We start from the raw sequence: 12,521 nt of genomic DNA on the forward strand, positions 1-12,521 counted from the left end.
CTCTTTAATGCGGAAATGCTATGAAAAATCCATGTAACGTGATCGCGATTATCGGAAAACCAAGAGATCAACAAGCAATTCAAACTCATAAAGAGTTGTACCAATGGTTGACCTCTGAGGGCTATAAAGTATTCATTGACGATCGCCTTGCCGCAATACTGGATGATATCCCACAGAGTCAGTTTGCTAGCTTAGTTGAACTAGGAAAAAATGCCGATCTAGCCATTGTGGTTGGTGGCGATGGCAACATGCTAGGTGCAGCAAGAATTTTATCCCGATTTGATGTACCAGTTATAGGCGTGAACCGCGGAAATTTGGGCTTCTTAACTGACTTGAACCCAGACGACTTCCAAGCGTCTCTGCAAGCGGTACTCGACGGTGAGTACATTGAAGAGGAGCGTTTTCTTTTAGAGGCGGAAGTACACCGCCACGGACAAATAAAGAGCCATAACGCTGCGCTAAACGAAGCCGTACTTCACCCAGGGCAAATTGCTCATATGATTGAATTTGAAGTGTATATTGATGAAAGCTTCGCCTTCTCTTTACGGGCCGACGGTTTGATTGTCTCCACTCCGACTGGCTCGACGGCATATTCACTTTCTGGCGGCGGCCCAATTCTTTCTCCTAGCTTGAATGCCATTTCACTCGTGCCAATGTTCCCGCATACATTGTCGAGTCGACCTTTGGTGGTTGATGGAAAACGTCGAATTAAATTGGTGGTATCACCAGAAAACCGTGGAACACAAGAAGTTAGCTGTGATGGACAAGTCTCACTTCCAGTTACCCCTGGCGACGAAATTCACATCTATCAAAGTCCAAATGTACTAAAGCTCATCCATCCAAAAGACTACAGCTACTATCACGTCTTACGGAATAAGCTTGGCTGGTCTAGTAAATTGTTCTAACACTTGTTACTCAGGGCAATAACTTCAATAAAAAAGCCAGCAGCTTAATTGCTACTGGCTTTTGGCTTTCTTAGACAAGAAATAGACACAAAGTAGTGAGGCGACACGATATTTGTCATCATTAAAGAGAAGCTTATAAATTTTGATCCTGTGGGCAAACTTTACACAAAAGATAGAAAAGCAAATTCAATGATCTATGTCCGGTGATATTCTCACCATGAATAGAGTATTAACTCTATTTCATACAATCAATAAAGGACATATTATGAAGAAAACCATCATTCTGTCTGTTCTCAGTACATTAGCACTTATTGGCTGCCAATCAGAGGAAACGCAAGTCAACAGTGTATCCAACGCAAAAGCGGAAGATATCACTAAGACGAAGCGTGCCCTAGCTCAACAATTGAGTGAGAACTATGCTGCCATTGAACCCATGTTGAGAAGAGATATTACTCCACAGCAGACTAACGTGTCTGTATCAGCATTTGTTAAGCAAAACCCTAACTCAGAGTTCAGCCGCCAGCTTGTACAAGCTGACACTCAAATTCGTAGCTGGAAAGGTATTTCTGAATACTCTGATCAGTTGTTAGAAGTTCGCTTGGCAAATGAAGCCATGATAACAGCATGGCAAAGTGGCGAGGTCGAGCCATTATTTGCATTTGAACCAAGTGGTGATGATGAGAATTGGCAATACATCGAAGCATTTGATGTTTATGGCAACATCCATCAACTCGATGTTTACCAGCTCCCTGAGGTACCTGTGCTTGTCGTTGATAACAATAGCTCTGCAGAGCTAAAAGCAGGCTTGCAAGCTATGCAAGCTGAGATGAAAAAACTCGGTCAACCAGCTTTAGTTCAACCATATATTGCTGATGAACAACGCCAAAATACACCGCTATTGTCAAATAGCGAAGCGGCTCCAATTCAAACCACGCAGTTGAAAAAGATCCGTCTAGCCGATGACAAAGAACCTTGGATCTCTGGCAAGGCAGAAATCTACGCTATCGTAACGGGCGTCAATCCAAGTCGTGATGAACCTACTCTCGATTTGGTGGAGCTTCCATACTTAGACTACGATAACCAAGATTACTATCCGAATCAGATCATTATTCACTGGTCTCGTTACCGCTGGGGTGCGGCAGACATTGTGCTCATGGAGCAAGATGACGGCACAGACTATAAACAATTGGCAAAACTCCTTGTTCAAGTTGCCGAAGAAGTATTGAAAGCGATTCCAGATCCAGAAGTTCAGGCTTACGCGATTATTCCGCAAATCACGAACAAGATCATCGACACTATCCCCGATGGTGTACTCACGAATGATGATGACTTCGTCGACGTTTACTACACTCTAATGCAAGATACTTCATACGTAGATCACCCAGGTGCAGGTGTGAATGCAGTCGTCACACTAGAACCACTAACGATTAACCCAACTCGTCCGTAACCTGTTCAATTTTAATGAGTCGTTGTAATCACATCGGCTCATTTTTCCCACTTCATCACAAAAAAAACAGCCTACAAAGAAAATTTTCCTTACCTGACTTTACTGTATAAAGAAACAGTATATACTGTTCTCTTATACAGTATTGTTCAGTTATACAGGTAAATAAAATGCTGGCTCATCTAAGTGTTAATAATTTTGCGATTGTTAAGTCTTTACAACTCGAGCTTTCTAAGGGCATGACCACCATTACAGGTGAAACAGGCGCGGGTAAATCCATTGCTATCGATGCTTTAGGGCTCTGCTTAGGCGGACGAGCCGATGCCGGCATGGTGCGACAAGGTGAAGAGAAAACCGAAGTTAGCGCCGCTTTTTTATTGGACAACAACTTACATGCAACACGTTGGTTAGAAGATAACGATCTGCTAGATGGCAGTGAGTGTATTTTGCGTCGTAGTATCACAAAAGAAGGCCGCTCAAGAGCCTTCATTAATGGCAGCCCTGTTCCACTATCACAACTCAAATCTCTAGGGCAGCTACTTATCAATATCCATGGGCAGCACGCTCATCATCAATTGATGAAAAGTGAGCACCAAATGGCCATGCTCGACCAATATGCTGGGCATTTAAACCTACTAAAAAGCACACGAAGTGCTTACCAGCATTGGCGTCAGGCGGATAATAACCTCAAGCAGCTAAAAGAAAATAGCCAGCAAAACCAGGCGCAAAAACAGTTGCTTGAATACCAAATCAAAGAACTGAATGAGTTATCGCTAGGTGAAGAAGAATTTGCAGAGCTCGAGCAAGAGCATAAACGACTATCCAACAGTGGTGAACTCGCCACTACCTGTCAGCAAGCCATCGAACTTATTTACGAAGGTGAAGAAGTCAATGCGCTTGGTATTTTGCAATCGGCCAATCACTCCCTAATTCAATTAGCCGAATTAGATGAAAAGCTATCTGAGCTACCTAACATGCTGTCAGAAGCGATGATTCAACTTGAAGAAACGAAGAATGAATTACGCAGCTACTTAGATGGCATCGATGTTGATCCAGCTCGTATGGCTTATGTAGAAGAACGTTTTTCTAAAGTGATGTCTGTAGCTCGTAAACACCACGTAATGCCAGAAGAACTCTACCAGCATCATCAAGATCTTCTGGCCCAAGTAGAAGCGTTAGATTGCTCCGATGAACGTTTAGATGAACTTGCTCAAGAAGTAGAACACAAGTACCAAAGCTTTCTAACACAAGCAGAAAAACTGCACAAATCACGCAGCCGTTACGCAAAAGAACTGAACAAACTGATCACACAAAGCATGCACGAATTGAGCATGGAGAAAGCAGTATTCAGTATCGAAGTTAGCAATGACAACACGCACCCATCGCCGCTTGGCATGGACAGCGTGTGCTTCTTAGTATCGACCAACCCGGGACAACCATTGCAACCTATAGCAAAAGTTGCGTCAGGCGGTGAGCTATCACGTATCTCTCTAGCTATCCAAGTGATCACCGCTCAGAAAGTAGATACACCAAGTTTAATCTTCGATGAAGTGGACGTAGGTATTAGTGGCCCAACAGCTGCCGTAGTGGGCAAAATGCTACGCAAGCTTGGCGAATCTACTCAGGTATTGTGTGTCACTCACCTCCCTCAAGTTGCCGGATGCGGCCATCAACAAATGTTTGTTGCTAAGCAAACCAAAGCAGGCCAAACCGAAACCCAAATGCACGCATTAGATGAACAACAACGTGTGGCAGAATTAGCTCGCTTACTTGGTGGTAGTCAAATAACCGACTCAACGTTGGCAAACGCAAAAGAACTGCTTATCGCCGCTTAATAAATCGACAAGGGATGAGATATGGATATCAGAGCAATACACAAAACCAACTGCTTAGATCTCATCCCTATTTTTATTGAGTTAGAACATTACTACTTCAAAGAAAAAGCTTCATCAAAACACGATCTGGTCCATTATCTAAAGAGCCAAGTCTTCTCTGAACATTCTGGTGTTAATATCATTGCGGTTTACGATAATGATGACGTCGTAGGCTTTGCATCTTATACCGTCATGTTCCCTGCCCCAAAACTCTCAGGGCAGATGTACTTAAAAGATCTGTTCGTATCTTCGAAGGTTCGAGGAAAAGGGGTTGGTCTCAAGTTAATGAAGTATCTGGCATCTTTGGCGATCAAGTGTGGATGCCAAAGGTTGGACTGGACAGCTGAAAGTAGTAACCCTACCGCAGGTCAGTTTTACCGCTCAATTGGTGCAACACTAATTCATGAAAAAGAGTATTATCGTTTTTCAGGTGATGCATTACGCGAATTCGCCAAAACCGACTAACGAGTCACTAGGCTTTGCTCACCGCTGAAAGCGTCCATCACCCTACTTCCGATTGAAATTTGCTCTTCGTCACCTAACTAATACGTCATGTGGTGACATTTACCGCCTAATATCGGTGAATAAATGCAACTCAACTCAAAATTCGTTGTCAGATTGTCTACCATACGACGCATAGCTTTTTACATCTGCGTCGAGCTTGTTTATTATCAGCGCAGTATTTTAAAGGTTACTAAGAAATTATTATGCAATTAAAGAAGTGGTTAGTTGCCGTACCATTAGCAATGACATTGCTGACAGGATGTTCGGTATTGGAAAGACTGGTTTATCGTATTGATATCAACCAAGGCAACTATGTAGAACAAAGTGCGGTTGATAAATTAAAGTTTGGGATGACTAAAGCACAGGTTCGCTTCGTATTAGGGTCGCCAATGCTTATTGAAAACGGCTATCCAAACACTTGGTATTACATCTATCATCATACTCCTGGCCATGGCGAACCAGTACAGAAAGATCTGATTGTAAACTTTAATGGCCAAGGCACACTCGCAGACATCAGTGGTGACTTTCCAAAAAGTGACGCATTTTACGAGCAAATTCAGTAAACTGACTTTTGCAAAAAAACCTCCCGTTTGGGAGGTTTTTTATTATATAGAAATCACGTTAGTCAAACTTTGAGTAACTCACATGAGCTATTGGGTTTATATTAATCCTGCTTATTTTTACGTACAGAACTAGGCTTGCCACCGGTGACTGGGTCTGCACTCCCCTCGGCTTTAGCCTGCTCCGCCCGTTTACGGCGAATCTCTTTCGGATCGGCGAGTAACGGACGATAAATCTCTATTCGATCTCGATCTCGAACGGTCGCATCTAACTTCACGTTACGACTAAACACACCCACTTTGTTCTTGGACAAATCAATTTCAGGGTACAACTCCAATACACCGGATTGTCGAATGATCTCTTCTACCGTTGCGTGATTATTTACCACTAAGTTAAATACACGCTGTTCATGAGGAAGAGCATAGACAACCTCAACGTGAATCATATCTGACTCAATACTCATAACACTCGTAGACCTGTTTTGCGCGTTTAGTAAATGCATTTACCATATTACTAGTAAGCTCGTTAAAAATCTTACCGAAGGCCATCTCAATCATTTTACTTGAGAATTCAAACTCAAGCTTTAGTTCAACCTTGCAAGCTTGTTCATCTAGCGCGGTAAAAATCCAACCACCACGCAACGTCTTAAACGGGCCATCCACCAAGTTCATCATAATTGCCTGACCGGGGATCAACTCATTTGAAGTCGTAAACGTTTTGCTGATTCCAGCCTTCGCCACATCGACAGAAGCCACCATACCATTCCCCGAAGACTCAATGATTCTAGAGCCCGAGCAACCAGGCAGAAATTCAGGGTATTTAGCAACATCATTAACCAGATTGAACATCTGTTCGGCGCTAAAAGACACAAGCGCAGAACGGCTGACTTGCTTCATACATACTCCTATCGATACATGTACAGATTTAAAGCTACTCGCCAATTTTACTTTTATTCCACGATTGCGCAAATAAAAGGATTTCCTATCCGATATCCAACCCGTATAATGACGCTATTATGGCAAAGAAAAAAACGAAACAAAAAGCGGGTAGCAATACTATCGCGCTGAATAAAAAAGCTCGCCACGAGTATTTCATCGATGATGAAATCGAAGCTGGCTTGGAGCTCCAAGGTTGGGAAGTGAAAGCCCTTCGCCAAGGTAAAGCCAATATTTCTGAAAGTTACGTATTTATGCGTGACGGTGAAGCCTTTGTGAGTGGCATGACAATCACTCCTTTAAATCAGGCATCGACACACGTTGTGGCGAACCCTACACGTGTGCGTAAACTACTAATGAGTCGTCGTGAGCTGGATAACCTATTCGGACGTGTAAACCGTGAAGGTATGACATTAACGGCCCTCTCACTGTACTGGTCTCGCTCTTGGGTGAAACTAAAAATTGGCGTAGCAAAAGGTAAAAAGCTGCACGATAAACGTACGGATCTAAAAGAAAAAGACTGGGCAAGAGAAAAAGCACGCGTAATGAAGAGCGCGCTGCGTTAATCTTGACCACTTAAACGCATAGTACTGGACAGCCAATGCTTTTCTGTTACTATGCGAATATTACCTGGGGCTGATTTAGGATTCGACGGGAATTCAGAAGTCTGAGGTGCATGCCGAGGTGCGGTAGGCCTCGTTAACAAACCGCAAAAAAATAGTCGCAAACGACGAAAACTACGCACTAGCAGCTTAATAACCTGCTAAGAGCTCTCTCGCCCTAGCTTCCGCACGTAAGACGGGGATCAACGAGGGATCAAACCCAAACGCGCTAGCCCGGATTCTCCCGCCTGAGAGATGAACGGCGAATTTTAATTCAGGCTAGTCATTCATTAGCGTGTCGGTTCGCAGGTGGGTGGCGAAATTAAAGATCGACTAAGCATGTAGTACCAATGATGAACGGTTTTCGGACGCGGGTTCAACTCCCGCCAGCTCCACCAAACGTTTGGAAAGGGCGGTAACTCTCTGAGTTATCGCCCTTTTTGTATTCACCACTTCGATATTAGGCTGTTTGTACTACATTTTGGTACTAAAACATGCGCTATTTATCTATCTCTAAATCTGGCATTTGGCAGTTTCGCTTTCAAATCCCCTCAGAGCACCGACACCTATTCGATGGGCGCAGGGAAATCAAACGTTCACTAAAAACATCCGATAAACAACTTGCAACAATTCATGCGTTGCAGCTTGAGATAGAAATACGGAAAAGCCTAACTTCGCCTCTCCCCCGTAACAAAAATAAAAAACTAGAGGTTCAAACACCACCTAACTCTATTGCAGTGCAAAGACCCAAACAACGTTCGAGCGGCACACCTCAACATGCGCTAGAGCTATTCATTAAATACAAGAGTGCTCACCTATCCGACAAGTCAGCGGTAATGCTGAAAGCGAAATGCAACGTAGTTTTAGATCTACTTAATAAAAAGCGGCTTACGTTCATTAGGCGAACAGATGCCGAGCAAGTTATCGACTTACTGCGCCTCTACCCTACAAACCTTAAAAAGCATCACCAATTCAACGGGCTATCAGGTACTCAGGCGATTAAACTGAACAAAGAGCTTGGATTACCGACACTCAGTGAAGAATCCGTCAAGGACTATAGCCAAAAGATGTCTGGCTTTTTTGAATGGTGTGTTCTCAATGAACTAACTGATATTAATCCATTCAAAGCCATCAGGTTTAAGAAGCAAAGAAAGGATAGTGCTGCCAAATCTGCGTACTCTACTGCCGATTTACATAAGTTGTTCAGCACTCCTGTTCATTGTGAGAAAGACTTTAGGCACCCCCATTACTACTGGCTTCCATTACTTGGATACTTCACTGGCGCCCGCCTCAATGAACTTTGTCAGCTTTACAAAGCTGATATATACAAAATGGAAGGAGTTTGGGTGATCCAAATTGATGATAGGTTTGAAGGGCAAAAACTGAAGAACTTAACCAGCCGCCGAATTGTACCAATCCATCAACGACTAATTGATATCGGGTTTATTGATTTTGTAACCTCAGTTCAACATGACCGACTATTTCCGGAGCTTAAGGACTCAAGGGATGGCTTCGGCAGTGCTGCTTCAAAATGGTTCGGCAGGTTCAAGACTCGGTTAGGTTTTGCGAAAGGACAGGACTTTCATTCATTCCGCCATACCGTTGCCACACAACTTAAACAGAAACAGGTGTCCCATATTGCTGCTGGAGCAATTCTCGGTCATGCCCAAAATAACATTACCTACGACCGATACGGGAAGGATCTGAACATTGAGCAAGTAATGACTGTCGTAAACCTGATTGATCCCCGCCCCCTAGATAAGGTGACAAACTATTCAACTGAGTGACCCTAGCTACCTCTTAAACAGTTATGTGGCTTTAATTTTGGGCGTGATTTCACGCCCCAAAAAAATAAACTCATTCGCTCATTATTTCAGTAATTATCTCAAAGTAACCAAATAAACAACTTAAAAACAACAACTTAAAAAACAAGTTGCAGTTAAACATGCATACATGTATGTGATTGATAGGTTGCTGGTTTTTTTTCTTTACGGGCATGAAAGACCTTCTTAGATTGATTGGAAAGCAATTGATTAATTAGGAACTATTATGAATTTATCCTCTTCTGTGGCACAAAGCTTACGCTCAAATTTCAGAGATAACGTAAATCTCGAAGCTATCCTCAGTCTTAAAATGCCAGTGCAACGCAGCCATAAGACACTAGAACCACTAACAGGTGTCGAACTACTAGATGCTTACACAGATTCACGTATCAAACTCGGCAAATCTAAGCTAAAAAACATCCAGCAAGATCATGAACTTCTTACGAGAGTATTGCACCTCATCGGCTTTGATGACTTAAACGAGCTTGATCGTTCAGGAGCTGAAAACGTTCGAGACGCCTTGAGCCACTATCCCACAAACGCAAAGAAACATTCTGAGTTTACGGGACTAACAGGGTACGACGTAATCTTCAAAAATGCTGCCCTGCCAAAGCCTAAACCATGCCTTTCCCTTACAACCGTCAAAGGGATAATCGAAAAGTTCTCTACTTTTCTTAACTGGAGCAAAGCTCATGGATACGTTAAGGACAATGTATTCTATCGACTTCCAAAAAAGAGTGAAAAAGGTGGAAAGAAACGCCTATGCTTTTCCGACCAACACCTTGCTGCCATTTTCAAAATGAAGGACTACAAATCACATAGCTACCTTCACCCTTATTACTATTGGGTGCCGCTATTGGGACGCTACACAGGGGCAAGGCTGAACGAAATCTGCCAACTAACCATTGATGACATACTGCAAGTAGATGGTGTCCAGTGTCTAAAGATTTGGGATAACGTCGAAGGGCAGAGTGTCAAAAATACTTCATCTATCAGGCTGATCCCTATTCATAATGAATTGATTGCAAAAGGCTTCTTAGCATTCGTAAATTCAAAGAGCAAAGGTCGCCTCTTCCCAGAGCTACCACTTATTAAAGGGTACTACTCACACAATGCTTCGAAGTGGTTTCAACGCCGTAGGGATTCATTGGGTTTAGGTAAAGGGTTAGATGCACACTCTTTCCGACACACGTTCATCAATGAGTTGAAACAGTTAGGTGTTTCTAAAGAGATTATAGAGTGCATTGTTGGCCATAAACATAATTCTGAGTCGTTTGATACCTACAGTGAGCAATACCGTCCTAGCATTCTGGCTCCTGTGGTAAATATGATTGATACATCTCATACAGAGAATGTGCTTCCTTATTTTTCTTTTTTAAATTAATAATTAAGAGGTAATTGAATGAACAATGACACAAACCGTGAATCTGATGGTTATATCTATAACTCTAGAAGAAATATCCGTACTAATTATTGTATAGAGCGGTTGTATAGCGATCAAAATAATAACTTTCTTGCCTTTATTTATTCTGTTGAATACAAAAACTCAGAAGGTAAATGGTGGAAGGCAGGTTCTCGCTGGGCTTTTAACTCTCTTGATACAGCCTTTATTTTAGATAATGGTTTTAGAGAATTCCCAAACACATCTAAATAACCGTCTAAACACTTAAATAATCACGATTATTCACCTTAACTTTTGGGTGAGTGGTTTCGATCACCCTAAATTTATCAACTTATTAATTTATCTATGAAAAATACTGTTATTTCATCCTCTTCAGAACATCAATTTATTTTTGGCAAACTACCATTTACAAGTGGTTCTTACGGTTATGATGACCCTGATTCGTGGCTTATTGATGATTTCATTCCAACTGAGTCATTTGGTGTTATTTACGGGCCATCAAGTACTCGTAAGTCATTCATTGCTATTGATATAAGTTGTGCCATCGCAACAAGTTCACAATGGCATAGTTACGACACTCTTGCTGGTGCCGTTATGTATGTTGCAGCAGAAGGAAAGAGAGGGATATCGAGGCGAGTTAAAGCTTGGGAATTTGCCACAGGAAAAAATGCAGAACACGTATATAAACTGGGGAAAAGTGCGTTCGTATCAAAACAATCAGTTAGGGATGACATTCTGGAGGCAGTTCACGACCTCGAAAGCACGAGGGGGGTCAAAATTGAGTTGATTGTTCTTGATACTCTTGCTCGTAATTTTGAGGGGGATGAAAACAATCCAGACGCAATGGGTAAATTTATACGAGGTTGTGACCTGTTAAAAGAAGCAACTAACGCATCAATTCTAGTTGTTCATCATTCTGGCAAAGATGTATCCAAAGGCAGCCGCGGTAGCTCAACACTTCATTGCGCATGTGATTATGAGTTTAGTGTTGCATATGATAAAAAAGCTAATTTGGTAACGTTAAGAAATACCAAACAGAAAGATGCACCAGAAGCACCAGACGTGGTTTTTAATTTTCAACCTGTAGAATTAGATATCTTTAATAAACAAGGTGAACCAGTCACCTCTCTCGCATCGCTGACGCCAGCAACGTTCAAAAACCAAAAAAACAGTACAAATGATGAAAACAACCCTCTGCTTAAAGCACTTCGTGATATTTTTGGGGGGAGCTGTACAAGGGAAGAACTACGTACACATTGCTTTCCTCCGAAAGACGGTGTGGCTGCCAATACAACCACTCAAAAATTCAAACGTGCCCTCACAGCACTGGTAGAAAAAGACCTTGTTTCAGTTCAGCAAAAGGGAGCAATGGCTAATCGAAGCGACATCATCACCGTCGTGGAATAGTTAGAGCTTTTCTAGCCCGCGTTTAATTAGATTGTATGAGGGGGTGACAGATGACGCACATATATATGTGCGTCATCTGTCACCCCCTCTCTGACTTCAACTATTTATTCTTACTGCCTTACCCTACATTCCTAAACGTCTCACATAGTCATTAAGTTCTTGAACTTTAGTCATTTACTATTTATAGTTCTGTACCGCCCTCTCAGGCTAATGGTGCGTTTGCTGTAAACTGAGATCATTTTTAAGTGCTTCATTTAATATTGCTACGACTAGATGCTGGTCATTGGCAAACCAACAAAATCAAACGCGGTGTGTCAAAAAATCCAGCATGATATCGAGGCCGTATGAACGTTAATGCTTATTCTCAATTTTCAGAACTCACTCCAGTACAGTTACTTTCAGTCTTTAAAGATGAGTATAGAACCATCGCCAAAGACAATCGCACATTATCTCTTAATCAAGGCTACCAAGCCCTAGCAAAGCACGCACAGTGCAATAGCCTTGAATCGATGAAGAGCCAGTCGATTATTCTAATTAAAGTCAGCGAATTTATTAACGCATTGATCGCTTGTGGCTTACCTGTTTCAAAAACCACTAATACCGCAAGGTTTGAAAGGCTACTAAAATGCGATGTGCTTTGCCCGCCTTTGAGCGGAGGCCTTTGTGTCGCAATCACTAATGATGGTTTAGTCCTTGAAACACCTTATCTAAGCAATCCTACTCCGTACATTGCTGGCTCTGAGATTTATCATTTGCAAATAGATATGGTTGATGGAGCTTGGCTTAGCAATGACGATTGGGTCAGTTTTGTGAACAACTTAGAAGATAATTTGGATTTAGATGGTGATATTCAGCAACAAGCTAGTGAACACTGGAGCGAAGTACATGCAGAAGAAAATGTACTAATCCTAGAACCCACTCCCGACTATGAAGAGATGGCGACTTGGTCTGAAGGTCGGTTCAGGCAGTTTGTTCTAGAACACTCTCTATATACACATGTAGATACTGTATACGACTTCTTCGACGAAGAACGCAAAAGGCAATTAGCTTAGCCCTAGAAAAAG

General features: G+C 42.2%; 13 protein-coding genes and 1 other RNA gene. 12 read left to right on the forward strand and 2 right to left on the reverse strand.

Going from position 1 to position 12,521, the window contains the following annotated elements; genetic code table 11:
- The first annotated feature begins 20 nt into the window (after nucleotides 1-20).
- From nadK to bamE, 5 genes are all read left to right on the forward strand, one after another.
- Nucleotides 21-905, forward strand: coding sequence for an NAD(+) kinase (gene nadK, locus J4N43_RS12470; RefSeq protein ID WP_005381631.1), 885 nt, complete (start codon nucleotides 21-23; stop codon nucleotides 903-905).
- 265 nt (nucleotides 906-1,170) lie between these two features.
- Nucleotides 1,171-2,352, forward strand: a complete 1,182-nt coding sequence (locus J4N43_RS12475) for a DUF3103 domain-containing protein (protein ID WP_017820586.1) — start codon at nucleotides 1,171-1,173, stop codon at nucleotides 2,350-2,352.
- Between the two features lie 167 nt (nucleotides 2,353-2,519).
- Complete coding sequence (gene recN, locus J4N43_RS12480) at nucleotides 2,520-4,184, forward strand: DNA repair protein RecN (RefSeq protein WP_005381634.1); 1,665 nt, start codon at nucleotides 2,520-2,522, stop codon at nucleotides 4,182-4,184.
- Nucleotides 4,185-4,205: 21 nt separating this feature from the next.
- Nucleotides 4,206-4,688 (forward strand): GNAT family N-acetyltransferase, encoded by a 483-nt coding sequence (locus J4N43_RS12485; protein ID WP_005381636.1) that lies wholly within the window; start codon nucleotides 4,206-4,208, stop codon nucleotides 4,686-4,688.
- A gap of 242 nt (nucleotides 4,689-4,930) precedes the next feature.
- Entirely contained in the window at nucleotides 4,931-5,290 is a 360-nt protein-coding gene (gene bamE, locus J4N43_RS12490; protein WP_005381639.1) for an outer membrane protein assembly factor BamE, read from the forward strand.
- Between the two features lie 101 nt (nucleotides 5,291-5,391).
- Here bamE and J4N43_RS12495 read toward each other — a convergent pair whose 3' ends face one another.
- Nucleotides 5,392-5,751 carry an RnfH family protein gene (locus J4N43_RS12495; protein WP_005381640.1) on the reverse strand — a complete coding sequence of 120 codons (360 nt, stop codon included), beginning with the start codon at nucleotides 5,749-5,751 and terminating at the stop codon, nucleotides 5,392-5,394.
- The gene (locus J4N43_RS12500) at nucleotides 5,741-6,184 is read right to left on the reverse strand and encodes an SRPBCC family protein (RefSeq protein ID WP_005381641.1); all 444 of its coding nucleotides are present in this window, start codon (nucleotides 6,182-6,184) and stop codon (nucleotides 5,741-5,743) included. Before J4N43_RS12500 ends, J4N43_RS12495 begins: the two co-directional genes overlap by 11 nt.
- Nucleotides 6,185-6,303: 119 nt before the next feature.
- On the opposite strand from J4N43_RS12500, the gene smpB reads away from it, so the two are divergent.
- The 7 genes from smpB (at nucleotide 6,304) to J4N43_RS12535 (ending at nucleotide 12,509) form a co-directional block, all read left to right on the forward strand.
- Nucleotides 6,304-6,789: an SsrA-binding protein SmpB gene (smpB, locus tag J4N43_RS12505; protein ID WP_005381642.1), complete on the forward strand. Its 486-nt coding sequence runs from the start codon at nucleotides 6,304-6,306 to the stop codon at nucleotides 6,787-6,789.
- A gap of 66 nt (nucleotides 6,790-6,855) precedes the next feature.
- Nucleotides 6,856-7,223: a transfer-messenger RNA gene (ssrA, locus tag J4N43_RS12510) on the forward strand.
- Between the two features lie 96 nt (nucleotides 7,224-7,319).
- Nucleotides 7,320-8,612: a site-specific integrase gene (locus J4N43_RS12515; RefSeq protein WP_140063073.1), complete on the forward strand. Its 1,293-nt coding sequence runs from the start codon at nucleotides 7,320-7,322 to the stop codon at nucleotides 8,610-8,612.
- A 262-nt stretch (nucleotides 8,613-8,874) separates the two neighbouring features.
- Nucleotides 8,875-10,032 carry a site-specific integrase gene (locus tag J4N43_RS12520; protein ID WP_140063072.1) on the forward strand — a complete coding sequence of 386 codons (1,158 nt, stop codon included), beginning with the start codon at nucleotides 8,875-8,877 and terminating at the stop codon, nucleotides 10,030-10,032.
- A gap of 18 nt (nucleotides 10,033-10,050) precedes the next feature.
- On the forward strand, nucleotides 10,051-10,302 hold the full coding sequence (locus tag J4N43_RS12525) for a hypothetical protein (protein WP_065768113.1): 252 nt from the start codon (nucleotides 10,051-10,053) through the stop codon (nucleotides 10,300-10,302).
- A 93-nt stretch (nucleotides 10,303-10,395) separates the two neighbouring features.
- Nucleotides 10,396-11,457, forward strand: a complete 1,062-nt coding sequence (locus tag J4N43_RS12530; protein ID WP_005398076.1) for a helicase RepA family protein — start codon at nucleotides 10,396-10,398, stop codon at nucleotides 11,455-11,457.
- Nucleotides 11,458-11,801: 344 nt separating this feature from the next.
- Complete coding sequence (locus J4N43_RS12535; RefSeq protein ID WP_025501817.1) at nucleotides 11,802-12,509, forward strand: hypothetical protein; 708 nt, start codon at nucleotides 11,802-11,804, stop codon at nucleotides 12,507-12,509.
- The last annotated feature ends 12 nt before the right edge of the window (nucleotides 12,510-12,521 follow it).

It is taken from the genome of Vibrio sp. SCSIO 43009 (genome assembly GCF_023716525.1).
Classification (GTDB): Bacteria; Pseudomonadota; Gammaproteobacteria; order Enterobacterales; family Vibrionaceae; genus Vibrio; species Vibrio alginolyticus.